The sequence below is a fragment of the Bacillus sp. 0909A genome, from assembly GCF_036765115.1.
GTDB lineage: Bacteria > Bacillota > Bacilli > Bacillales > Bacillaceae > Bacillus > Bacillus mojavensis.
Genome location: NZ_JBAIZU010000003.1, coordinates 821,836 through 846,718 on the forward strand (window position 1 = coordinate 821,836; position 24,883 = coordinate 846,718).

Here is a 24,883-nt window from a genome sequence, read left to right on the forward strand (position 1 = left end):
CTTTTTTTGCACATCAAAAACCCGAACCAGGCACTTAAGTTAAGTGCTCGATTCGGGCCATCTGCTTTATAATTCCTCACCATTCGTTTGAATGACGTTTTTGTACCACTCAAATGAATCCTTCTTATACCGCTTCATGGATCCATTTCCTTCGTTGTCACGATCAACATAGATCATGCCGTAGCGTTTTTTCATTTCGCCTGTTGTAAAGGAGACGATATCAATAATGCCCCACGGCGTGTAGCCGATTAAATCTACACCGTCATAAGTGACCGCTTTTTCCAGTGCTTCAATATGTGATTTCAAATATTGAATACGTTCCGGATCATGGATGGTGCCGTCCTCTTCAAGCGTATCGACCGCCCCAAAGCCGTTTTCAACGATGAATAACGGAATTTGGTATCGATCATAAAAACGGTTTAACGTATATCTCAGCCCAGTTGGATCAATTGCCCAGCCCCAGTCACTCGATGTGATGTACGGATTTTCTACACCATTCGGTAATCCGCCGTTGACGATATCGCCCGTATTGTCATTTTCGACATCGCTTTTCACAGTAGTCGACATATAATAACTGAAGCCCAAATAATCGACCGTCCCATTTCTCAAAATCTCGTCATCGCCATCTTCGAACGTGATATTGTATCCTTCTCTTTCAAACTCTTTTAACGCATACTTTGGGTAATAACCGCGAACCTGCACATCCGGGAAGAAATAACGCTTTCTCATTTCTTCTTCAGCAAGCATCACATCTTCCGGATTAGAGGAGTAAGGATAAATCGGCACGTGTGACACCATAGCCCCAATTTGGAACTCAGGGTTGATTTCTTTTCCTTTTGCCACTGCCAATGCGCTTGCAAGTAACTCATGGTGCGCCGTTTGGTACATGACTTCCTTGGCATTTTCATTTTCTCCGACCACAACTCCTGAGTTCGTCCATAGGAACAGAGGATTGTTCACATCCATCTGGTTATTGATCTCATTGAATGTCATCCAGTACTTCACTTTATCTTTATATCGGTTGAAGCAAACCTCAGCGAATTTGACGAAAAAGTCTACGACTTTTCGATTTCTGAAGCCGCCGTATTCTCTTGCCAGATGAAGCGGCAGTTCAAAATGAGACAGGGTAATCACCGGCTCGATTCCATGCTTCAGCAATTCATCAAATACATTATCGTAGAACTGCAAGCCTTCTTCGTTCGGTTCAGCCTCATCGCCTTTCGGGAAAATCCGGCTCCAGCCGATGGACGTCCGCAAGCATTTTAATCCCATTTCCGCAAACAAAGCGATATCTTCCTTGTATCTGTGATAAAAATCAATGGCTTCATGGTTCGGATAAAATTCGTTCTCTTCAATGGACTCCGTGATTTTTCTCGGTACGCCGTGCGCACCCGCTGTCATCACATCGACGACACTTGGCCCTTTACCGCCCTGATTCCATCCTCCTTCAAATTGATGGGCAGCTAAAGCGCCGCCCCATAAGAAATCCTTCGGCATTTTTTCCATCTTATATTCCTCCCTAGCTTACGACTGTAAATAATTTTTGGTCTAACGCACTTACTTCAAGATCCTCGATGAGAATCTCCTGATACGCATGTGAATTCGTGATGATGACTGGGGTAATCGTTGTTAACCCTTTCTGTTCAATGAGTGCTTTATCAAATTCGGCAAGCACCTCGCCTTTTCTAATTATATCTCCCTCTTTCACCTTTAAGGCAAAAGGAGTTCCGTCTAACGTCACTGTATCCAGCCCGATGTGCACAAGCAACTCAACACCAGAGGTTGAACGCAGACCGATCGCATGCTTTGTAGGCGCGACCATAACGACGGTTCCGTCAAACGGAGCATAGAGCTTATTATCGGATGGCTCGATCGCCAAGCCTTGACCCATGGCACCTGAGCTGAATACCTCATCAGGCACCTTAGAAAGCGGAATGACCTTGCCGCTAAACGGAGCATATACGGTTTCTTCATTTGCCTGTGCCGTTTGAAGACTTTCCTTTTCCGGCTGTGCAGCTGTATCTTCACCATAGCCAAAGATCTGAATCAGCACAACAGGAAGAATCACCGCAATCGCAGCACCGATTAAAATACCCCAGATGGACGTCGGGAATTGTTCATTGATGCCATTCACGATCGTCAGAGGACCCGGAAGTCCGGCATACGCAAAGTAATACGGATTAAAGAAACTGGCCGTGATGGCACCAACCGCACCGGAAATACAGCCAAAGATAAACGGCTTCTTAAATCTCAAGGTCACACCGTAGATCGCCGGCTCAGTAATGCCAAACAAACCGGTTATCCCAGCTGACACACTGACTTTTCTCGTTTCCTTATTTCTCGCCTTTAAGATGACGCCAAGCACTGCGCCAACCTGTGCAACCACCGCGATCGTTTGATACGCCTGGAATGAATCCCGTCCGTATAGATCATAGTTCGCCAATACCATAGGCGTAATGCCCCAATGTACGCCAAAGATCACGATGACCTGCCAGAATGCGCCGATGATGGCTCCAGCCAAAGCCGGCACGTTTTCCGCCAAGAAGTTGTAACCGTTTGCAATTCCATTTGCGCCTAATGTTGTCACAGGGCCAATGAGGACAATTGTTACTGGCACCATAATGACCATACATAGGAAAGGAACAAATAACGGTCTGATCACTTCGTTCATTCTCTTATTCAAGAATCGTTCAAGATAAGACAACATCCACACTAAAAATAATGGTGGAAGCACGGAAGACGTATATGTCGTTTGCGATAAAGCAATCCCTAAGAAGGAAATGCTTTTGCCGTCGGCGATTTGAGCGGCCATCTCCGCCCATGTCGGGCTGACTAACGCGGCACAGCACGCCACAGCTATATACATGTTGGTTTTAAAATGCTTTGATGCCGTAATCGCGATAAAAATAGGCAAAAACGTAAACGGCGCCCAAGATATGAAACTGAAAACCTGATAAACTCCTGTTTTCTCAAAACCAGAAAACAATAAGTTAATGATAATTAATGCCCCTTGCAAAATACCAGCAGCGGCCAGAATGTACACAAACGGCGCAAACACAGCTGACATCGTCGCAATAATCCGGTTCAACATCGTTCCTTTATTCTCGCTCTGTTCGCCGGAAAGATCAATATTGACCAGCTTAGAAAACGCTTCGAAAACGTCCCCTACATGCTGTCCAATGACAATCTGGAATTGACCGCTGTTCTCTACAACCGTAATGACGCCAGGCATCGACTTTACAATATCCTTCGCTTTAGGGTTAGACCGCTTCAGCACCAAGCGAAGCCTGGTTGCGCAGCGAGAAGCCCCTATCACATTCTCTTCCCCGCCTACCGCCTCCAAAATGTCTTTTGCTAGTCTCGTATAATCTCTCACTTTCCCCGACATTTTCACCCACCCCTTTGTTTTGGTTACGCTTTCATTATAATTGTACCGGTATAATTTATCAATACTCTAACAAAGTATTTATACCTTTATCATTTCTGTAAGCGGTTTATGCTATAATTTTGACAAGTGAAACTAAACGAATGAATGAGGAATGCGTATGTTAAAGTACCAGCAAATCGCAGCGGAAATCGAAAACTATATAGAAGAACACGAGCTGAAACAGGGAGATAAGCTGCCAGTGCTAGAAACCCTCATGGCCCAGTTTGAGGTCAGCAAAAGCACAATCACAAAGTCTCTGGATCTACTAGAACAAAAAGGCGCGATCTTTCAGCTCAGAGGAAGCGGCATCTTCGTCAGAAAGCATAAACGAAAAGGCTACATCAGCCTCCTGTCGAATCAAGGATTTAAAAAGGATCTCGAAGATTTCAACGTCACCTCAAAAGTCATTGAGCTGGACGTGAGAAAGCCGACACCGGAAGCGGCAGAAAACCTCAATATCGGACAAGATGAAGACATCTACTTTGTCAAAAGGGTCCGCTACATCAACGGCGAAACCCTATGCTACGAAGAATCCTATTACAACAAATCCATCGTGACGTACTTGAACAAGGAAATTGTGTCTCACTCAATCTTTCATTACATCCGGGAAGGATTGGGACTGAAGATTGGCTTTTCTGATTTGTTTCTGCACGTGGGTCAGCTTAATGAGGAAGAAGCGGAATACTTGGGGCTGGAGGCTGGACTGCCCAAGCTTTATATAGAAAGTATTTTTCATCTGACAAATGGGCAGCCGTTTGATTTCTCGAAGATATCGTATAATTATGAGCAGTCGCAGTTTGTGGTGCAGGCGAATAGTTTTTTGTTGTGAAACTGTTTTACTTTAACAACCACGAAGCTCTTTTACTAATATTTCAATAGAAAAAATTTGGTTTTCGTAACTAGAAAAAGATTAGTGAGATATTAGAATGAAAAGTCTCTTTCAATTATCTATAACTTTTGAAGGGGAAATGCAAATATGGGTAGTTCGATATAATGAAGTTTCAGTCATTTCTTAATAAAGGGTTTAACAGGCGAAACGTCTCTGTTAGTATGGCAACCAAAGGAGGAGGATAATTATGCACATAATAAAGCTAACCAAAGTAAAACTGGCAGCCTTAGTATTCCTAGTAGGTGCCTTAGCCCTCCCGGTTTTGCCTAACTTTGCAGATGCCGCAGAATCCCAAGCTACATATAAAGTTGAAAACCTCAATGATAGTGTGCTGAAGATGACGTTCGATCATGCAGATGTTCATATTGACGCTGATGGAAATGCTACACTAAAAGATCACGTAGTGGGAAAAGAGCAAGTTCTCCCTAATAGCTCAACTGACAAAAATGGTGATCCTGTTACACTACAATACGAAAAAATTGATCATGGCGTTCTGGTCAAACTAGTAAGCCATGAATCTGGACAAACCAGCGGTACAGTCAGTACCCAATCGGTTGGAAAATGTATTCTAGGTACTGGCGGCGGTGCGATAACTGGTGGAGGTACTCTGGGTCTTGCTGGTGCTGCTGTAGGAACAGTCACGATACCCGGCATTGGAACTGTAGGTGCTGGTGCCGTTGGTGCAATTACTGGCGCTGTTGGCGGTGCAATGACAGGGGCTGCTGCATCTTGCTTTTAAAAGGGGATCACTCCCTCATTTTTATTAACGATAGAAGGTGATCGAAATGTACAAAATCATCATTCCTTCAATACTAGCCATATTTGCCCTATGGATTTTATTACAGCTCTCACTCGATATGAGTATCTTTAAGAATCCAATGAATTACTTTATCGTATTTATTATCTTCTTTCTCTTTATAAAGATGGTGAAAGAAAAACAGCAATAGATTGCAGAAAGATGTTGATGAAATCTAAAAAACACCCCACCTTAACAAAACTCATACACACAGCACGTCATCTTATCGTACAAAAAAAGCTACTTCAACGTGAAGTAGCTTCCTTTTAAATGCCCATTTTGACCCATCTAGTTTTAGAAATACGAAGTACAATTACGTTTATTATCATGATTGAAATTAAATATAAAATAATATATAAAATATCATGATTGCCAAGTGTCATATGATCAGATTGCAACACGTTTTCTATTCGGTGATACATAGTGTTACCTGCCTCAAAAGGAGCAATAAAACCAAACGTTTCATTGCTTATTGCTACTAAAATAACTGAAGTGATCCAATAAACGATACTAACACCTATACTAGTTAATATATTCGAACATAACATACTTATAGTTCCAATAATTAAAATATACTGCAATATAACGGCAGAAAATAAAAAAAGCAATAATGCAAAATGGGAAAAATCATGGTACATCAACGAGATGATGAGCAGACCAAGCGCGATAAACGCAAAACATTCCAAAAATAAAACAGCTATCTTTTTATAAAAGAAAGTAAAAATGTTTTCTCCAATTAATTTATAAAAGAGAATATTTTTATTTGAATATTCTCGATTAATAAAAAAAGCGATAACAAATGAAAATAACATCAAACCAAACTGAGTAGCAACGGTATAGGAGCTAAAGAAAAACATCTCAGGTGTAACATTGCTAACTTTATCGATTCCAACCAATAAAAAATAACCCAGTAAAAATAAAAATACAAACATAGATCCTAAAATAATGAAAACTTTGTTGCTCATACTTTTTTTAAACTCTAATTTCATCATAAGCCCCCACTGTTTTATTACTCATTTATATACACTTCAATTAATTTATCTACTGAATTATATTTTTCGATTTTTTGGTTGTTAAATATGTAATAATGTCCTTCTATCGCCTTTAAATCAGACAAATCGTGTGTAATATTAATGATCGTCTTCTCTGGGTTCTCCTGGATATACTTTTTCAGAAAACGATGAATTTCCATAACCGTTTTTTTGTCTAACGAATTCGTTATTTCATCTAAAACAATAATATTTTTGTCCTCCAGCAAAAAGCTAAGCAATTTCAATTTTTGCTTTTGTCCATCACTTAAGTTTTTGATAAGAACTTTACCATCTATATTATCAAGATTAAGTAAACTCGCAATCTTATTTATCATTTCTGAATCAAACTTTTCACTCAAAAAGTTTAATAAAAAGTCCTTAGAAACATCATGAGGTATATTCGACGAGCTAGAGATTAAAGAAACATTTTGACGAATATCTCTACCGATTCGTTTGCTATTATTTAATAAAAAGTCTTTAGCAAGCTGTGATTTACCGACTCCATTTTTTCCAACAATATGGTTCATTTCCCCATTAGAAAAATGTAAGTCAGTATCCTCAAGTAACGTTTTGCCTTTCACTTTTAAAGTATAATTCGCTATATTCATATACATACTCCTAGGAAATATTTGCATAATAATGAAACGCTTCTACCTTGAAATTTGGTTACTAATGTTTTCGTATTGAGGTACCTCTTTCGTTTACCGATTCGGACTGTAAGAGATGTTCTTTCGATGATTAAATTGGAGATCTTTTACTCTAGTTTACAATATATAATATCCAATGAACAACGGAATTTACCGCAAGGCTAATCCCTATTATTTGAATAGTAAGAACTAACCAATGATTTGTTTTAAAACGACTATATTCGTCTAAGCTAAGAAAAGCTAAAAGAATTTTGTAGCCATCAGAATTCAAAATTGGCACTAAGTTCCACAATAAAGTAGACGAGAAAAGCATAAATGCCATCGTTAAGGGTTCACTGGAAATTGTAAATTGATTTATGGTTTCTAAAGTGTTGATTACAAAATAATTAATAAACAAGCCAAATAAATGAACAATTATCTTTTCATTTCTTGATATCATGTAGGTTGCATTCAATTGGACATAAAAAGCAGGGAATACATAAAAATTCAGTTTAAATCCAACTTTATCGAATTTTTTCCCAAAATATTTTAAAGAATAAATATGTCCCATTTCGTGAAGCACTATGTTCATTATAAAATAAACAACTATAATTATCCACATTTTCCATCCATATAATACAGAAGAAGAAAATTCATTTTGCAATTTTATTAAATGAATATAATTTAATATGAACATAATAGCCGTAAAACATACGAATAGGTAAAAAAACTTTGGTGACACTTTCTCCTTATAAACTTTAAAATATGATAATTGTTCATTTGTAATAGAATCTAAACTGTTTTTATAATAGTCTCCACTTTTTTTGTCTTTTATAAATACGTTATTTTGTACAATCACTTCATATTTTTCATCTTCATACTTCAAAATTTTCATAATAATACTTTTCCATGTAAGGATAAAAATAATTTATCTTCTCTTCAGAGTTGAATAATGATCCACAAACACCACATATAGAAGAAAATTCATAAGGGATATCAAACTCTTCTATTTTATTATTTTCTTTTAAAATATCCAAAAACCATTTGAACCCTTCTTTTCTAATAATAAATAACAACAAATTGGAACTTAGCTTTTCCACTGTTCTTTCGAAATTCTGATTATATTCTTCCCTTAAAGTTATTTTTGTTTCAAATATAGCAGGAGAACAACACGGGTAGATTTCTCCATCATGATGATATACGACTTCATACCCCGGACAATACAAGGAGTCTTCATCGTCAAGATTGTAAAACTTATGTATGTTTTCTTGATTAATCCTAGTTCTGGCAGCTCCAACTGATATCATCGGAAATTTTGTTATCTTTACACCTAAGATTGAATCACCCAACTCTTCCAAAATATGATTTGACATTTTGTCTTTAGTAACTGCCATATTAAGAGAAATATCGATATTTGAGTATTTCCTGCTATGTTCAAATATTCTTTTAATACTTGATGATTTAACGAATGGAGCATGATACTCATCATAGCTTATAGTTAATGCCACTACATTTAATGAATTCATATCATTAAAATATTCTTGAACCTTTTTCTTGCTGACGCCCCAAAACCCATTAGAAATCAACGTTATTTGCTTTTCATATGGTTTAATGATTTCCATTAGTTCTTTCAAAAACTCATAATCTAAAAAAATTTCCCCACCAGTAAATGAGATCACTTGAATGGTTTTGTTTTTTGCAAATTCATTTACTAACTCTCTTATGTAATCCTTTTCCATCTTAATTGTAGAGGTAGGTGAACTAGAAAAACAACAATGGTCACAAGATGCATTGCACTTAGAATCTAAATTGATTGAAACTGTTTTATCATACATGACTAATCCCCCAAAAAAGTTGTAAAGGAGAGATAGACTCTCCTTTATACCCTTCTAATTAATGACCACTTCCAAGAATCCAGCGACTTTCTTTTGATTTTACAAAATACCAAAGGTCATTAACTTTCGCTAACTTTTGTGATTCATCTAATAGACCCTTGAATTCTAAGTTTTTTACAGTCTCATTGTTTGTGTTTTCCTTTTTCATATTATCCCCTCCTTTTCTACTAATATAACCCAATTATTCCATATAGTCCAATGTATGTCAATAAATTATACTAAAAAATCTGAATATTGTTTTTGTTATTAGGATATATCTCTCATTCGTCCTTCTGCATAGATTCCCTACGGACCTATACCGAATAGATTAAAAGTCATAGTTTAATTTAAAGCCTCGAAGGAACCGGAGTACGTAACAAAACAGCATTAGACTACAATAGGTAAATATATATAAAAATCCATTCCGCTTGAATTAGTTCGAATTACTATGTTGAAATTTGTAAATGATCAAATCTTCAAGTAGAGAGAAACAAAGCCAACTGTTCGCACTGTAATAATAAAGAAACAATAGTTCGTCAACACCTTATTTATAAGTATTGGATGTAAATTTTATGGCACGAGGAAGAATCCTTTCTCTCTATCCTCACTCATTTCGCCACCCTCTTTCCCTCATTTTCATTGTCTCTAAAAGGAGTTATGCGTTACTATCGTATAAGGGTCCAATGTTTAAAAATAATGACATACTTTTAAATTAACCTGATATGCACATGCTCATAAATAGAGGTTTATTCTAAAAAGGGGATGGACGGTTTTGGAAAGCAAGTACTTAGATTTACTCGCACAAAAATATGATTGTGAAGAAAAAGTGGTAACGGAAATCATTAATTTAAAAGCAATACTGAACCTGCCAAAGGGCACTGAGCATTTTGTCAGTGATTTGCACGGGGAATATCAAGCATTCCAGCACGTGCTGCGTAATGGTTCGGGACGAGTCAAAGAGAAGATACGCGACATTTTCAGCGGTGTCATTTACGATAAAGAAATTGATGACTTAGCAGCATTGGTCTATTATCCGGAAGACAAACTGAAGTTAATCAAACATGATTTTGATGCGAAAGAAGCGTTAAACGAGTGGTATAAAGAAACGATTAACCGAATGATTAGGCTTGTTTCTTATTGCTCCTCGAAGTATACCCGCTCCAAACTGCGTAAAGCACTGCCTGCCCAGTTTGCTTATATTACCGAGGAGCTGTTATACAAAACAGAACAAGCTGGCAACAAGGAGCAATATTACTCCGAAATCATTGATCAGATCATTGAACTTGGCCAAGCTGATAAGCTGATCACCGGCCTCGCTTACAGCGTTCAGCGATTGGTGGTCGACCATCTGCATGTGGTCGGCGATATTTACGACCGCGGACCGCAGCCGGATCGGATTATGGAGGAGCTGATCAACTACCATTCTGTCGATATTCAGTGGGGAAATCACGATGTCCTTTGGATCGGCGCCTATGCCGGTTCCAAAGTGTGCCTGGCCAATATTATCCGCATCTGTGCCCGCTATGACAACCTGGACATTATTGAAGACGTGTACGGCATCAATTTAAGACCGCTGATGAATCTGGCCGAAAAATATTACGATGATAATCCAGCGTTCCGTCCGAAAGCAGATGACAACAGGCCAGAGGATGAGATTAAGCAAATCACCAAAATCCATCAAGCCATTGCCATGATCCAATTCAAGCTTGAGAGCCCGATTATCAAGAGACGGCCGAACTTTAATATGGAAGAACGCTTGTTATTAGAGAAAATTGATTATGATAAAAATGAAATCACGTTGCACGGAAAAACATATCAGCTGGAAAACACCTGCTTTGCGACAATCAATCCGGAGCAGCCAGATCAGCTATTAGAAGAAGAAGCAGAAGTCATAGACAAGCTGCTATTCTCTGTCCAGCATTCCGAAAAGCTGGGCCGTCATATGAATTTCATGATGAAAAAAGGCAGCCTTTATTTAAAATATAACGGCAACCTGTTAATCCATGGCTGTATTCCTGTCGATGAAAACGGCAATATGGAAACGATGATGATTGAGGATAAACCGTATGCGGGCCGTGAGCTGCTCGATGTATTTGAGCGGTTCTTACGGGAAGCGTTTGCCCACCCGGAAGAAACCGATGACCTGGCGACAGATATGGCTTGGTATTTATGGACAGGCGAGTACTCCTCCCTCTTCGGAAAACGCGCCATGACGACATTTGAGCGGTATTTCATCAAAGAAAAGGAAACGCATAAAGAGAAGAAAAACCCGTATTACTATTTACGCGAAGACGAGGCAACCTGCCGAAACATCCTGGCAGAATTCGGCCTCAATCCAGATCATGGCCATATCATCAACGGCCATACACCAGTAAAAGAAATCGAAGGAGAAGACCCAATCAAAGCAAACGGAAAAATGATCGTCATCGACGGCGGCTTCTCCAAAGCCTACCAATCCACAACAGGCATCGCCGGCTACACGCTGCTATACAACTCCTACGGCATGCAGCTCGTCGCCCATAAACACTTCAACTCCAAGGCAGAAGTCCTAAGCACCGGAACTGATGTCTTAACGGTGAAACGATTAGTGGACAAAGAGCTTGAGCGGAAGAAAGTGAAGGAAACGAATGTTGGTGAGGAATTGTTGCAGGAGGTGGCGATTTTGGAGAGTTTGCGGGAGTATCGGTATATGAAGTGAGGATGTGGGGTTCAGAGATTATAATAGGCTCCCGTAAAGGTTGAAATAAAAAATATGTTTGCCTTTGGGGAGCTTATTGATGGTTGGGAAATGATGTTCAAAAGAAGAGAACTAAACATACTGTCAATCGAGTGGAACATTCTAAATAAAATTCTATTCCACGGAACTAAAACACGTTGTCGTGAAGGACATCTATCCAACGACTACACTTAGAGAGGTGTCACGAAAAGTTTTCCAAAAATCTGCGTTGACCAGATGGAATGAGCTTAATGTTAAAAGAAAGCTAGAGGAAATAATCGTTTTATGAGCAAATGGGAGAACATTTTATTAAGAAGAACCTTGATTTTCATAAAGAAAAAGGAGACCACTTTAACATATTATAAAAATTGAAAAGTGATCAAAAAATTACTAATTGAAATATCGAATGAAGTTAATTGTAAAACACAGTGTAATTTTCATATAAAGAACTTCATAATAAAATTACTATCTTGTCTCCTTTATTTTCGTATTATACACAACCTCATAAATTAGAATATCATTTTCATTATTAGATTGCATTTCTTTAATAATACTTGGATTTATTATTATACTATTTAAGTTTGTGTCTATATCTAAATAAGCCCTATATTTATTCATAAGTAAATTACTAACCGTAAGACTTAAACCATTTTTTATAAGTGTAATTTTATTCTTATCTGATGTACCATACTTAATTCGTTCATAAAATTCTGTTTGAAGTAGATCAAGATCATTTAATACTTCTATATATTTAATAAAAATATTATCAAGAAAATCTTGTTCTTCTTTTATACGAACTATCGCTAAGTTAACTCGTTCTTTATGTGACTTAGTTTTTATATCAGTCCATAGTTCTCTAAAACCATTCTTAGTTTTATCGCCCCATTTTCCAACATATATATCTGTTTCTTCCCTTTCAGTTTCTATCCTTTTCCAATATCTCAAGAAGCTAGATATCATTTCTCTATATGAAGCACTTCTAATTCTCCAATCTAAAAACATCTTATAGAAATTTCGAGATTCAACATAGGATAATCTTCGAAGATTATTGTACTTATCAGCATTTTTCACAAAAGGTAAAAAAATCCTTTGAAAATACTCAAAAACTTCACTTGAAGAATTTAGTTTTACATTTCTATTTAAGTCTAAAATTTTTTGCATTTGCTTTTCATTAGATATTATATCTATTTCTGTAATGTTATTAATAAAGCATAACTTCCCAATTTCAGTTTGAGCATATGATTTATTATAATCTTCTATTACTCCAGGCTCAAAGTTTTCAATAAACTCGTCAGCATCTTCTTTTTGTTGGTGATTTTCACTTGTGATTTCTACTTGTTCTAGTAATACATTAGTTACATTATCGGCTTCTGGTTTATCAACTCTCATGCAATTTTTAATAAAGTTATCTAAATTTGCATTGCTAGATGTGAAATTTGATCCAACTAAATAAATAGTTGGTTCTAAATTTTTTAAATCACCATCAGAGGGAGAAAATAGTTCATTGAATCTGCATATTCTTCCAATTAAATTTTTAAATTGTGAAGGACTTAAATTAGGTTTCCCCTTTTTATTATCCAATAAATACAGTGTAACTGCCGGAATATTAACTCCTTCTAATAAAGTGGAACTTGTTACTATATATCTCAATTCCTCTAACTCCGAATATAAATTTTCAATGTATAACCGCAAATTATCAGGTACCGATCCATGGTGATAAATAAATCCCTTTTTTAAACAATGTATTAACGAATAATCAGGATCTAAAAGGCTACTTATATTCTGTACAGCTCTTTGTATCTCATCATTTATAACATATGATAGTCTGTTAGAAAAAGAAAGTGAGAACTTTTGTATGTCTGCTGGTTTATTTAGATATATTATATTTTTTCTTTTGCTTTTTTTTATTATTAAATCAATCTCATCAGTAAATGTACTAACATCGTCATAATAAAATTCATTTAAAAATTGATCATATAGTTTTAATTTCTTTTCTTTTCTATGATCATAAATATATAATCTTTCAGTCTTTATATATTCGTTAACTTTATAAGCTTCTGTTTTATACTCTGCATATCTAACTAATAAATTGTTACTGTCAACTAGAAATGGAGTTAAAAACTTAAATTTTACATTTTCATCTCGTTTTTTTAGTATTGAAATAGCAGTAGCTAATAAAAGGCTTCTTTCGTTATTTTCTAATAAATTATGTGCTTCATCTACAAAAACAGTATCAAATTTCAACTCTCGTTCTTTTCTTAGAAGCCTTAATAATCGTTCTTGTGTTAAAACCACTGTGATATTTTCATCTGTTGTTAAAAACATCTCGGGGTGAGTAATTATTTTTTTAATATTACTGATATTTGCCTCTATGATTCTTTTTTTTGTTTGTGCAATAAGCGCTTTTGTAGGGACTACAATGCAAGTGTTTCTATTTTGATTTTGTTTTAATGTTGAGATTATTAATTCAGACTTCCCATAAGAAGTAGGTGCTATTACAGATACTGATTCTTTTTCTTTTGTTTGAAAAAATGAATATAAATCAGTTTGTTGTTCACTTAAATAAATATTTCCCTCTTTATAATTTTCTCCAAAGGAGGCATTAAACAGTTTAAAAAAAGATTCTTCGATTTTTTTACTGTAATTTTCAATTTTTTCTATAGATTTAACTACTGGGTAAAGACCTTTGTTCATAGAAATATCATATAATGGTCTGTAGTCTTTGGTTTGGTTAGAATAGAATACTATTATTCTGTAACCAAGTTTAAATATGTTCTCATCCTTTTCGTTAATAAATATTATCGCTAACGACAGTAACTTTTTATATTCTAAATCTGACAAATTCTTTTCAAGTGCTAATTTTTTGAACAATTCGCTGAATTTTGTATTTCTTAATCTCCTTAATGAAAGACTTTTCATATTTCCGCCTCATCTTTTAAGAATTCTACTACTTTTTTATAAGTATTTTTTTGAATAGATAGAACTAATACCTTTCTAAATATTTTTTCATTTAATGTTGAAGTATAGAATCTTTCAATAGTACTTTCTTGTAATTGGTCTTTTAAATTGGAAAAAAGTGAAGTAACTAATATTACATTTTTATCTGTACTTATCGCTTTTTGTTCATAGATTTCATCTTCTATATCACCTAGTATTGAAATAACTGCTTCTTTTGTATCTTTGATATTATCCAGAGCAATTGTCGCTCCATTTATAGCATTTTCCCACAAGGTATCTTTATTCTCGTTTAATCTTGTTTTTAGATCAATTTTTGCTTTTCCTAATAATATATTATTTGTTTGGTTTGAATTTTTATCTTTTTGTAGTTCTCCAGACTTTACCTCTGTTATCCATAATTCATTTTGATTTTTAGAATATAATAATATATCAAATCCTTTTGTTATACTCCTCTCTTCCATATTGAAAAAAGGGGACACTGTCTTGAACTCAGTTAAAAATTGTAGTATAAAAATATGAGTTAATAGCTCACCGACCATCCCAATTTTTGTTTTTTCTGCTTTTTTTTCATATCTTTCTAAAAAAGACCTAACGGTATTTTTATAATTATATGCTTTTCTAGGTTGAGATGCTTTTGAAGGGCCATGACATATTGAAGATAAATGTTGTTTTATAATATTTTTTAAGTCATCAGAAAATGTTTCAATATAACAAACAGCATAGGTCTTTTTAAAAATAAACCTTACCCCTTTTATTATCTTCGAAGCCAATGATTATCCTCCTTTAATTAATATGTGAATCAAGTTCAAAGATTCAATATAAAATTTTATTATAATTGAGAATTTTATTTACTTATGATAAGGCTCCCCACGATTAATCCGAAAAGCCCGATAAATCTGCTCTACTAAGATAAGCCGCATCAACTGATGAGGAAACGTCATTTTCGAGAACGACAGCTTTTCATCCGCTCGCTTCATCACCGCGTCACTCAATCCAAGTGATCCGCCGATGACGAAGGTGACTTTGCTTTTTCCATAAGTAGCCAGCTTATCTATTGTATCGGCTAGTTCTTCGGATGTTTTCATTTTTCCTTCGATGGCGAGGGCGATGACGTGGGCGTCGGGGCTGATTTTTGATAGGATGCGGTCGCCTTCTTTGTCTTTTATGATTTTCATGTCCTGGTCGCTTAGGTTTTCCGGCGCTTTTTCGTCCGGGAGTTCAATGATGTCGATTTTTGCGTAGGCCGAAAGTCGTTTGGTGTATTCTTCAATGCCTTGCTTGAGGTATTTTTCTTTTAGTTTTCCGATTGTCACAATATTGATATTCACAGGTCATCCCCACTTTAAAAACAAGTTATTCATATATGTTGTCCACAATTGTGGATATCTTTTCTGTATTTTGTGTAAGATCATTCGTTCCCCACTATATATATTGCGGGATCTCCACATAATTCACAGGCTGTGGATAAACTGTTAGTATGTTCGATTTTTCTGATTTCGGGCGGCAGCTCGTGGTCGTCTATGTACATATCCAGCACGGTTTCGATGTGTTCTTCACAGGAATAATACGTTTGTTTCATGTTCAAATCCTCCGATGGTTTCTTGCATTTTGCAAATATTCTCTTCCCAATATAACCTATTTATTCACATGTTAGTAGTGCTTCGGGCTGAGTTTTATCCACAAATCGACAAACAAGCTGTTGATGACTCTATTTCGCTCGTATGTTAGTTTGGATGTAACCGATGTTTGGGGAGGTCTGCATGTGCGCTTCAGATGGGTTCGGCTTTTTGTGATCATGTTGTTGCTTACTGGGTGTCAGTCGTCTTATTGGGTGTTAGAGAAGGATCGGATCGGTGAAGGCAGTTCCGAGCTAGAATTATACGCAAATTACCTTCAAACACATGATGACGTAAAAGGGTATCAAGTCTTCACCATTTTAGAAGGCAGAAAGATGGTTATTGTGTCTCTCGGAAGCAGCGATAAGGATAAGAAGCTTGAGGTGTCAGACGTCAAATACTCGCCTAAAGAAACGATTGTAACTGTGAAACGAAAGCCGGCTCCCGAGGAAAATGAGAAAAACCCCTATATTCTGATTGGACTGGACAAAATCGAAGGGGATTTAATCGTCCAAGACGAATCAGGAGATCGCTTTGAAGAAACCGATTATCAGCAATAAAGCCGGCGTTCGATTGAACGGCCGGCTTTTTTTTATTTCAATGTTCCATGCGGATCAATCACAAATTTCTTCGCCGCTCCTTTGTCAAAGTCGCTGTAGCCTTTTGGCGCGTCGTCCAGAGAAATGACGGTGGCGTTGACGGCTTTTGCGATTTGCGCTCTGCCGCTTAGGATCGCTTTCATCAAGTTGCGGTTGTATGTCATAGCGGGTGTTTGTCCGGTGACGAAGGTGTGGGCTTTGGCCCAGCCGAGTCCGAAGCGGATTTTTAATGACCCTGTTTTGGCGTCCGCATCGTTTGCACCGGGATCTTCGGTCACGTATAAGCCTGGAATACCGAGACTTCCGCCAACCTGGGTGACGTCCATGATCGAGTTCAGTACGGCGGCCGGCGCTTCTCCTTGGCTTCCGTGTCCAGATGCTTCAAAGCCGACACAGTCCACTGCGGCATCAACGGTTGGTTCACCTAGTATTTGTTCAATTTGCTCGCCAAGGCGGTCGTGTTTTTGCACGTTGACCGTTTCACAGCCAAAGCTTCTCGCCTGTGCCAGTCTGTCTTCATTCAAATCGCCTACAATCACTGTGGAAGCGCCAAGGAGCTGGGCGGAGTGTGCGGCGGCTAAGCCGACAGGTCCCGCTCCTGCGATATAGACGGTCGACCCTGTTTGCACACCCGCTGTATATGCACCGTGAAATCCTGTCGGAAAAATGTCGGACAGCATCGTCAAATCGAGAATCTTTTCTAACGCCTGTTCTTTATCCGGGAAGACCAACAGCTGAAAATCAGCGTACGGCACCATGACGTATTCCGACTGCCCGCCGACCCAGCCGCCCATATCAACGTAACCGTAAGCCGATCCCGGCCGGTCCGGATTGACATTCAGGCACACGTGCGTTTTCTGCGTTCTGCACATCACACAGCGCCCGCAGGCGATGTTGAAGGGAACGGATACGATGTCGCCTTTTTTGATAAATTCAACGTCCCGACCTGTTTCAATGACTTCTCCCGTAATTTCATGCCCCAGCACCAAGCCATCTGGCGCCGTCGTGCGGCCTCTGACCATGTGCTGGTCGCTACCGCAAATGTTTGTGGTAATCACCTTCAAAATAACCCCGTGCTCACATTTCCGATTCACATTCGCCTTCGGAACGCCGGGCCCGTCCTTCAAGATTAACTCCGGATAGCCGATATCCTCCACCGCCACGTTTCCTTTGCCTTTGTACACAACCGCTTTGTTTCCTCTCAACGCCATTCCTCCCATTCATGTCTTTGGACTCTTGGTCCTTGAACATGACTTCGGTTCGGCATGACCCTTTCCCTTTTTCACGCCTGCTTTTTCTGCATTCTTACAACAACAAATATGCCAATAAAGCAGCCCATAATGGTTCCGATGATGTCGAACCAATCTGCTTTTCCTCCGTTTAATAGGAACATCGTAGCCGCCGAAATCAGACTGATGATAACTGCAAGAAGAATGACCCATTTGGTGCGCATATGATTCCTCCTTTATCTGCATCCATTTTATATATTCATTTTACAGTAATTAACACCTGTTTGCTTGAAAAGGCCATTTAAGCTTTATCGTTTTGAACCATTTTTAGATGGAGGCTGGACAACGTTCTATCATTGGTATGTATCAAATTGCGCAACAGAAAAAAGAGACTTCACAAGTCTCTTCATAAACAGCGGTCAGTTGAATAATAATTTCCTGAGAAATAATGTGACAACACTGGCTGCTAACGCAATTGCAGTATAAAGCACAACCCAAAACATGAATGAACTGTTACCAGAGGCTAACGTAAACAACAATATCAAACTCGCAATAAGCACGATGAGCGGACCCATCCAAACTTTCTTACATATGAAATAACCCGCTGCACCAATTACGCCTGACATCATCGGAAAAACAAAAACGACGAGCAGTATAACGGCTCCCAAGTCGGAACCCCCTTCACCTTAAAAATCCTTCATCATCTCAAAATCATACAGCTTCAAATGACTCTTCGGCGTCACAATCTCCTTTACCTTCCCGATTTCTTTTTCCTTCACTTTCTTTCCGGTTTTCAGGCTGTATTGTTCAATGTATGCAGGCTGGTTGTAGGTATATGTGAAGAAATAGAGGCTGCTGCCTCTTTGTGTGATTTCTTTAAAATCGGCCTTCATTTTTTCTGGGGAAAGGGTGAAGGCAATCCGGCTTTTTCCTGTCTTTGCATCGATCTTGTATACCTTTCCGAAGCCTTCAATGAAGTACAGATATCCATCATGAGAGAAAAAGCTTTTTTTGAAGCTGAACGGCATAGAGCTGTATATTGTTTGCTCGTCGTTTTTGTATTCGGCGATATCATAAAGCTCCACCTTGCCGTTTTTCTTATTGATTTTCACCATTTGATAGAGATTGCTGGCTTTTTGCCCACGAACCATCACATATACAGCTTGATCGTCCGCAGCAAGCTGAGATTCGATTGAAGCTCCTTCCCCATACTGCCATTCCGTGATGGCGTGATAGGTAAGCTTCTTTTGATCAGCCTGAATCTGGAGGAGCTGATAGCCTTTCTCGTCGCCTGTCGGGACAAGTGCGTAAATGGCGCCACCGTGAAAACCGGAGGCTCGGATGTAGTACGGGATGATGTCTTTTTTCCACTCCCCGTTCATCTGGCGGTACAGCTCAGAGCGGTACCCGTCTCCCTTTTTGTCGTAGCCGGAATTGTAGAGGGTGTAAAAGCCGTCCGTGTTTTGCAGAAATCCTGCGCTGTCGCCTGTATGCTGATAGGCTCTTTTATGGGAGTGCAAGCCGTTTTTGATCGTGAAAATCGTGTTTTTGTCCTCCAGCATCACACTGTCGTCATGAACCTTGGCGGAACCCAGCTCAAGGCCCTTCATCTGAAATGAAGACAGCGACCTGTCTTGGCTGATAAACAGGGCATAGCTTTTCCCGCCGCCGAATGCATCTTGATCTGCAGAGGTTGAGAAATACAGCAGGACTTCTTTGTCGTTCAGAAAATCAGGGTCTCGGAGATCCTGCTGACTCACGGTTTTATGGCTTTTGAGAGGAGAAACGAAGACAAATAGTGCGATTCCTGCGAGAATCAGCATAACAATGGTGATCATCCATTTTTTCATATCCGTCTCCCTAATTGATGGTCATGACGGTTGTCGTATAGGAAGAACTTGTGATGTCGCGCGGGTAAACGCCTAACCCTTTATTGCTGTCGATATCAATGCCGGCTTTCAGTAAAAATGCAGACCATAGGAGCTTCGAACAGTTTTTGGCGCCGTCATGGCCGGTATTTCTGTTATTGACGAAGTTAAATGAGTATGGATCGCCGACTCTTGATACCGCCCAGTCGGCAGCGGATGTTTTTTTAGATGAGGTGACGTTGACTGTTTGTACGATGGAGTTGTCTTCCACGTCTCTGGCATTATAAGCGATCTGCCTGACACCGTCGCTTGGAACCGATTCAACAATCTTGTCAGCGGCGGAATACATGCCGACGTGGCCATGGTTGTAGTAGGCTGTGTAGGAGTTGGTGTAGTAGATGTTTCCTTTCGTGCTAGTGGGAAGTTTTTTCGTACCGGAGGAGCCGCCCATCACGGACATGCCGCTTTCCTTGGCGAGCTGGTCTCCTTCTGCTTTATCGGCGGTGATTTCCTTGTAAAACTGTTTGAGAATCACATCGGTCTTTACGTGTTGCTGTTTGGCAATCTGGCTGGCGGACTTTGTGATTTCTTCTGGGGTCGTGCCTGGCTGAAGCGCTGCGATTTGTTCAGCATAGTTCGTGGTCCTTGCAGCTTTTGCGGGAGAAACAAACAGGCCGACGCACATTGTAAGCGCTACCAAAATAATTGATACCTTTTTCTTCATACTCATGACATCTCCTCTTTTCATGTGTGTAGGAAAGATGCTTTCCTTTATCAACATTATATTAGGGAAATGTGGAAGGTAACTAGGTGATTTACAGAATTTTTAGAAATCATTTACAGGGAGGTTGTCTCACAAAAAAGGCCTTCCCCAGGCCTAAAAATTCTTACTCATGATCACATCAGTCTCCTGAAATCCAGTTTGCTCATATAGCCGCCTTGCTGTCTCATTGTGAGCGAATACGTGGAGAGACAGCTTTCGAATGCCCATGTTTCCTGCCATCTCATCCAGGGCGTTCAAGGCTTGCTTCGCAAAACCTTTTCCCCGATATGATTCATACAATCCGAAATCGTAAATAAACGCTTCCTGCTGCGGGTGTTCCGGTTCTGCGTGAATCCAGAGCCAGCCAGCCGTTTCCTTACCGTTCAGGATGATACTCCACAGATGGTGATGATGCGTGTGCAGCCCATTCGGCAGCAAATCAGAGAAAGTCTGTTTGGACAAAAGCATGGTCTCTTCAGGGAGCCACGATCCTGCCTTTATCTTTTCTTTTGCATAATGCTTAGTCGTGTATGTCAGATAGGATCGAAATTCGTCTTCTTGCATAGGGGTCAGCGTAATGGTCATATCGCCTCTCCTTTATTTATTGACTAGAGGATTTTACATAAAATAGAAGGAGGTGTTACTATCATGATAAGCAATGAGATTGATAAATGAATAGAGAAGGGAGTTTCAAATGAATAAGATTGCACCTGCAGAAATCGCTAACATGCTCAACGATTGGTACCTTGCGATCAAGAAACATGAAGTTGAAGAGTCCGCCCGTATCTTTGAAGAAGTGAAGCCTTTATTGGATGATATGGAAGAGGATCAGGAGGTGCTTGCCTACTTCTCCTTATTAGAATTGCGCCATAAAGTTTTGCTTCATGAAGCGAGAGGGCTGGGCTTTCAGCATGAGGAGTCTCCTCATATGAATGCTACGTCAGACATGCTGAAATATTACTTTTTTCTGTTTGAAGGCATGTATGAAGCCTATAAAAATAACTACGAAATTGCCATCGGGCTCTATAAAGAAGCGGAGCAGTATCTCAGCAACATCCCAGATCCGATCGAAAAGGCCGAATTTCATCTGAAGGTCGGAAAGCTCTATTATAAGCTGGGACAAAATATTGTGTCTCTCAACCATACAAGGCAAGCGGTCAAAACCTTCAGAGAAGAAATGGATTACAAAAAGAAACTCGCCTCCGCGTTAATTACGATGTCAGGCAATTTTACCGAGATGAACCAGTTTGAAGAGGCGGAAAGCTATTTGGATGAAGCCATTCGCATGACGAGAGAATTAGAGGACCATTTTTTTGAAGCCCAGCTTTTACATAACTTTGGACTTCTCCATGCCCAAAGCGGCAAATCAGACGAGGCGATCTCAAAATTAGAAGAGGCGTTACAGAACGAAGAGTACGCCCGATCTGCCTATTACTATCATTCTGTTTACTTGCTGATACGAGAGCTGTTTAAGACGGAAAAGAAAGAACAAGCCCTAGCTTATTACCAAAAATTGAAGGAAAAATTAAATACTGAGCCGAATAAGGTATGTGAGGCAAAAATTGATATTTTATATGCCATTTACGCAGAAGGAGGTCATGCGGAAACGTTTCACTTATGCAAAGAACATATGGGTGTGTTGATGTCGGAAAGAGAATACGACAGTGTAAGAGAACTTTCCATTTTGGCTGGCGAACGGTATAGGGAAAATGAGCTTTACAAAGAAGCTGCCCACTTTTTTTATGAAGCATTACAGATTGAAGAACTCATTAAACAAACGGAGGTTATGTAAATGAAAAAATTTCTAATTGGCGCAGGCGTTGCAGCAGTGATTTTATCCGGCTGGTTTATTGCAGATCATCAATCGCATTCACAAGAGATGAAAGTCGCTGAAAAGATGATTGGATAATAAAAAAACCCCCGTGGGATGCGGGGGTTTTCACATGTCTACAGCAATTTCTTCCCTAGCAGGGATTCTACGAGCTCTACTGCTGTTTGGCCAGTCTTGTTTTCATGATCAAGGATCGGGTTGACCTCAACAAATTCAGCTGAGGTAATGATGCCTGCGTCATACAGCATTTCCATAGCCAGGTGGCTTTCGCGGTAGCTGATGCCGCCGACGACAGGGGTCCCGACACCCGGTGCGTCGTTTGGATCAAGTCCGTCCAGATCAAGGCTGAGATGGACGCCATCGCAGTCTGATAAATAATCGAGGGTTTCTTCGATCACCTTTGTCATGCCGAGTCGGTCGATTTCATGCATGGTGTACACCTTCATGCCGCTTTCCTTAATATACTGGCGCTCTCCTTCATCAAGTGACCGGGCGCCGATAATGACGACATGTTCCGGTTTGATTTTAGGCGCGTAGCCTTCAAGGTTAACCAGTGACTCGTGCCCGATGCCAAGACTGACCGCAAGCGGCATGCCGTGAATATTGCCTGAAGGTGATGTTTCAAGCGTATTCAGGTCACCGTGCGCGTCGTACCAGATGACGCCGAGCTTATCGTAATGCTTCGCTGTACCTGCGAGCGTGCCGATCGCGATACTGTGATCGCCGCCGAGGACAAGCGGGAATTTTTTCTCTTCTATCACGGTGTTCACCTTTTGAGCGAGCTTTTCGTTTCCTGCCAGTACGGAATTTAGGTTTTTCAGTTCTTCATCGTTTTTGATCTTTTCACGGCTGATCTGAATGTCACCGAGATCTTCAACCGTATAACCCATTTCTGACAGCCTCTCAATCAGATGGGCATACCGGATGGCACTTGGCCCCATGTCCACTCCTCGTCGTGCTTGTCCTAAATCCATTGGCATTCCAATAACCGAAATCGTTTTATCCATCTGTGATTCCACCTCAACATATAAGATAATGTCCTATGCGGGTTATAACAAAGATGACTTACGGACAACGTTTTTAAAGCTCTAGCTGACGATTTGCCTGCTTGCGTTTTTTAATGACGACATGATAAATGATGTAGCAAATGACCATAAACGGTACTCCGCAATACAGCGCGATACGCTGCTCCGGATCAAACGCGAGACTGATGAGAACGACTGTATTTAACGTTAGGCCGATCAGCGGAAGCACCGGATATAGCGGTGTTTTAAACTTCAAATCTTCCGTCTTGCCGCCTTCACGGATATATTTGCGTCTAAACATGATTTGGGAAAGCGAAATCGTAATCCAGCCGACCTGTGCGCTCATGCCCGCCAAGGATAGAAGCACCATATATACGGTTTCAGCCTGCGCAAATTTTGTCAGAAGTGACAGGCAGGCAACAGCCATCGTCACGATTAACGCATTCATCGGCACACCGCGTTTATTTGTCTTGCCAATCGCTTTGAAGGCCTGTCCTTCATTCGCCATCGCGAACAGGATACGTGTCGATGCGTATAAACCTGAGTTTGCAACGGATAGCAGCGCGATTAATATCACAAAGTTCATGATGTCAGCAGCGTATGGAATTCCGATTTGCTCAAATACGACAACAAACGGACTTTCCACAACACCCGCCTGTTTCCACGGAATCATGCCGGCAATGACAACGATTGATAGAACAAAGAAGACCAGTGTTCTCCAAACCGTCTGTCTGATTGACCGCGGAATCGTTTTTTCAGGGTTTTCACTTTCTCCCGCAGCAACCCCGATCAGCTCTGTTCCCTGGAACGCGAAGTTCACAGTAATCATTGTGATCAGCATTGCTTTTATGCCGTTCGGGAATAACCCATCTTCATAAAAATGCGTCAGAAACGGTGCTTGCTCTCCGCCTCTTAGGTCAATGAAGCCGAACATAGCGGCTCCGCCGAGAATAATAAATAAAAGGATAATCAATATTTTAATGCCCGAAAACCAAAATTCAGATTCTGCAAAGGCTTTCGCGGTTATCGCATTTAAGGTAAACATGAGGGCCGCAAAGACCAGACACCAGATCCAGACCTCCACATGTGGAAACCAGCGCTGCATCAGCTGTCCCGCTGATAAAAATTCAATAGCGCATGTAACCGCCCAGCCGAGCCAGTACAGCCAGCCGAACGCAAACCCGAAGGCCGGACTGATAAATTTTGTCGCATAGGTCTGGAAGGACCCAGACACAGGAAAGGCGACCGCAAGCTCCCCTAAGCAAAGCATGGTCAAAAACATGATAAAGCCGCCCACTAAATAAGACAGAACCGCACCGAGCGGCCCCGCTTGGTTAATGGTAAACCCGGTTCCCAGGAAGAAACCGGTTCCGATCACTCCGCCCAATGAAATCATAAACAAGTGGCGAGATTTCATTGTCCGCTGGAGCTGATTTCCGTTATCTTGGTTCGTATTCACATTCTGCACCCCTTCAGCAACTTGTATTGGATCTAAGCTGGAACATCTACATGGTGCGTATCCCAGTTTGCTGTCCAAAGAGTCTCTATCTATTTAATATAAAATTCACTTCTTCTCATAAAGATACATTATACTAAAATACTGTAGCTGAGCAAATAGGGAGTGCTGATTTTTAT

At 39.8% G+C, this 24,883-nt stretch carries 26 protein-coding genes; 7 read left to right on the forward strand and 19 right to left on the reverse strand.

The features are described from left to right. Window positions 1-66: 66 nt before the first annotated feature. Both bglA and V6D42_RS14315 read right to left on the reverse strand, forming a co-directional pair. Complete coding sequence (bglA, locus tag V6D42_RS14310; RefSeq protein WP_333513650.1) at window positions 67-1,506, reverse strand: 6-phospho-beta-glucosidase BglA; 1,440 nt, start codon at window positions 1,504-1,506, stop codon at window positions 67-69. Window positions 1,507-1,519: 13 nt separating this feature from the next. After that, window positions 1,520-3,388, reverse strand: coding sequence for a beta-glucoside-specific PTS transporter subunit IIABC (locus V6D42_RS14315; RefSeq protein ID WP_333513651.1), 1,869 nt, complete (start codon window positions 3,386-3,388; stop codon window positions 1,520-1,522). A gap of 157 nt (window positions 3,389-3,545) precedes the next feature. On the opposite strand from V6D42_RS14315, the gene V6D42_RS14320 reads away from it, so the two are divergent. The 3 genes from V6D42_RS14320 (at window position 3,546) to V6D42_RS14330 (ending at window position 5,263) form a co-directional block, all read left to right on the forward strand. Beyond that, entirely contained in the window at window positions 3,546-4,256 is a 711-nt protein-coding gene (locus V6D42_RS14320; protein WP_333513652.1) for a GntR family transcriptional regulator, read from the forward strand. A 247-nt stretch (window positions 4,257-4,503) separates the two neighbouring features. Further along, window positions 4,504-5,055, forward strand: coding sequence for a Pathogenicity island protein (locus V6D42_RS14325; RefSeq protein ID WP_442893231.1), 552 nt, complete (start codon window positions 4,504-4,506; stop codon window positions 5,053-5,055). Window positions 5,056-5,101: 46 nt separating this feature from the next. Next, window positions 5,102-5,263, forward strand: coding sequence for a hypothetical protein (locus tag V6D42_RS14330; protein ID WP_333513653.1), 162 nt, complete (start codon window positions 5,102-5,104; stop codon window positions 5,261-5,263). A 115-nt stretch (window positions 5,264-5,378) separates the two neighbouring features. On the opposite strand, the gene V6D42_RS14335 is transcribed toward V6D42_RS14330, so the two are convergent. The 5 genes from V6D42_RS14335 to V6D42_RS14355 form a co-directional block, all read right to left on the reverse strand. After that, window positions 5,379-6,101 (reverse strand): peptide ABC transporter permease, encoded by a 723-nt coding sequence (locus V6D42_RS14335; protein ID WP_333513654.1) that lies wholly within the window; start codon window positions 6,099-6,101, stop codon window positions 5,379-5,381. A gap of 20 nt (window positions 6,102-6,121) precedes the next feature. Next, window positions 6,122-6,751, reverse strand: a complete 630-nt coding sequence (locus tag V6D42_RS14340; protein ID WP_333513655.1) for an ATP-binding cassette domain-containing protein — start codon at window positions 6,749-6,751, stop codon at window positions 6,122-6,124. Window positions 6,752-6,902: 151 nt separating this feature from the next. After that, a complete protein-coding gene (locus V6D42_RS14345) occupies window positions 6,903-7,664 on the reverse strand; it encodes a peptidase (protein WP_333513656.1) in 762 nt (253 codons plus the stop codon). Then, a complete protein-coding gene (locus V6D42_RS14350) occupies window positions 7,645-8,604 on the reverse strand; it encodes a YydG family radical SAM peptide epimerase (RefSeq protein WP_333513657.1) in 960 nt (319 codons plus the stop codon). Before V6D42_RS14350 ends, V6D42_RS14345 begins: the two co-directional genes overlap by 20 nt. Before the next feature lie 58 nt (window positions 8,605-8,662). Then, complete coding sequence (locus V6D42_RS14355) at window positions 8,663-8,812, reverse strand: epipeptide YydF family RiPP (RefSeq protein WP_151174654.1); 150 nt, start codon at window positions 8,810-8,812, stop codon at window positions 8,663-8,665. Between the two features lie 603 nt (window positions 8,813-9,415). Here V6D42_RS14355 and fbp point away from each other — a divergent pair. Then, window positions 9,416-11,341, forward strand: a complete 1,926-nt coding sequence (fbp, locus tag V6D42_RS14360; RefSeq protein ID WP_333513658.1) for a fructose-1,6-bisphosphatase — start codon at window positions 9,416-9,418, stop codon at window positions 11,339-11,341. A 483-nt stretch (window positions 11,342-11,824) separates the two neighbouring features. On the opposite strand, the gene V6D42_RS14365 is transcribed toward fbp, so the two are convergent. The 4 genes from V6D42_RS14365 to V6D42_RS14380 all read right to left on the reverse strand — a co-directional run bounded on the left by V6D42_RS14365 (window position 11,825) and on the right by V6D42_RS14380 (window position 15,896). After that, a complete protein-coding gene (locus V6D42_RS14365; protein WP_333513659.1) occupies window positions 11,825-14,278 on the reverse strand; it encodes a DEAD/DEAH box helicase in 2,454 nt (817 codons plus the stop codon). After that, window positions 14,275-15,087, reverse strand: coding sequence for a hypothetical protein (locus V6D42_RS14370; protein WP_333513660.1), 813 nt, complete (start codon window positions 15,085-15,087; stop codon window positions 14,275-14,277). Before V6D42_RS14370 ends, V6D42_RS14365 begins: the two co-directional genes overlap by 4 nt. A gap of 78 nt (window positions 15,088-15,165) precedes the next feature. Continuing rightward, window positions 15,166-15,645, reverse strand: coding sequence for a 23S rRNA (pseudouridine(1915)-N(3))-methyltransferase RlmH (rlmH, locus tag V6D42_RS14375; protein WP_003226975.1), 480 nt, complete (start codon window positions 15,643-15,645; stop codon window positions 15,166-15,168). Window positions 15,646-15,725: 80 nt separating this feature from the next. Next, the gene (locus V6D42_RS14380; RefSeq protein ID WP_333513661.1) at window positions 15,726-15,896 is read right to left on the reverse strand and encodes a CxxH/CxxC protein; all 171 of its coding nucleotides are present in this window, start codon (window positions 15,894-15,896) and stop codon (window positions 15,726-15,728) included. A 183-nt stretch (window positions 15,897-16,079) separates the two neighbouring features. On the opposite strand from V6D42_RS14380, the gene V6D42_RS14385 reads away from it, so the two are divergent. Beyond that, window positions 16,080-16,493: a hypothetical protein gene (locus tag V6D42_RS14385; RefSeq protein WP_333513662.1), complete on the forward strand. Its 414-nt coding sequence runs from the start codon at window positions 16,080-16,082 to the stop codon at window positions 16,491-16,493. Window positions 16,494-16,525: 32 nt separating this feature from the next. Here the strand turns inward: V6D42_RS14385 and fdhA are convergent, their stop codons facing one another. The 6 genes from fdhA to V6D42_RS14415 form a co-directional block, all read right to left on the reverse strand. Continuing rightward, window positions 16,526-17,752, reverse strand: a complete 1,227-nt coding sequence (gene fdhA / locus V6D42_RS14390) for a formaldehyde dehydrogenase, glutathione-independent (RefSeq protein ID WP_333513663.1) — start codon at window positions 17,750-17,752, stop codon at window positions 16,526-16,528. A gap of 62 nt (window positions 17,753-17,814) precedes the next feature. After that, window positions 17,815-17,985: a hypothetical protein gene (locus tag V6D42_RS14395; protein ID WP_333513664.1), complete on the reverse strand. Its 171-nt coding sequence runs from the start codon at window positions 17,983-17,985 to the stop codon at window positions 17,815-17,817. Between the two features lie 195 nt (window positions 17,986-18,180). Next, a complete protein-coding gene (locus V6D42_RS14400; RefSeq protein WP_333513665.1) occupies window positions 18,181-18,429 on the reverse strand; it encodes a DUF2651 family protein in 249 nt (82 codons plus the stop codon). Window positions 18,430-18,447: 18 nt separating this feature from the next. Continuing rightward, window positions 18,448-19,611 (reverse strand): hypothetical protein, encoded by a 1,164-nt coding sequence (locus V6D42_RS14405; protein WP_333513666.1) that lies wholly within the window; start codon window positions 19,609-19,611, stop codon window positions 18,448-18,450. 10 nt (window positions 19,612-19,621) lie between these two features. Further along, on the reverse strand, window positions 19,622-20,359 hold the full coding sequence (locus V6D42_RS14410) for a YiiX/YebB-like N1pC/P60 family cysteine hydrolase (RefSeq protein ID WP_268445062.1): 738 nt from the start codon (window positions 20,357-20,359) through the stop codon (window positions 19,622-19,624). 147 nt (window positions 20,360-20,506) lie between these two features. After that, window positions 20,507-20,977 carry a GNAT family N-acetyltransferase gene (locus V6D42_RS14415; RefSeq protein ID WP_333513667.1) on the reverse strand — a complete coding sequence of 157 codons (471 nt, stop codon included), beginning with the start codon at window positions 20,975-20,977 and terminating at the stop codon, window positions 20,507-20,509. Between the two features lie 109 nt (window positions 20,978-21,086). Between V6D42_RS14415 and V6D42_RS14420 the strand changes: the two genes are divergently transcribed. Further along, window positions 21,087-22,184 (forward strand): Rap family tetratricopeptide repeat protein, encoded by a 1,098-nt coding sequence (locus V6D42_RS14420; RefSeq protein ID WP_333513668.1) that lies wholly within the window; start codon window positions 21,087-21,089, stop codon window positions 22,182-22,184. Then, window positions 22,185-22,301 (forward strand): Phr family secreted Rap phosphatase inhibitor, encoded by a 117-nt coding sequence (locus V6D42_RS14425; RefSeq protein WP_010332587.1) that lies wholly within the window; start codon window positions 22,185-22,187, stop codon window positions 22,299-22,301. It abuts the gene before it with no gap. Window positions 22,302-22,339: 38 nt separating this feature from the next. Here the strand turns inward: V6D42_RS14425 and rocF are convergent, their stop codons facing one another. Further along, complete coding sequence (gene rocF, locus V6D42_RS14430) at window positions 22,340-23,230, reverse strand: arginase (RefSeq protein WP_333513669.1); 891 nt, start codon at window positions 23,228-23,230, stop codon at window positions 22,340-22,342. Window positions 23,231-23,303: 73 nt separating this feature from the next. Further along, the gene (locus tag V6D42_RS14435; RefSeq protein ID WP_333513670.1) at window positions 23,304-24,707 is read right to left on the reverse strand and encodes an amino acid permease; all 1,404 of its coding nucleotides are present in this window, start codon (window positions 24,705-24,707) and stop codon (window positions 23,304-23,306) included. Window positions 24,708-24,883: the final 176 nt, after the last annotated feature.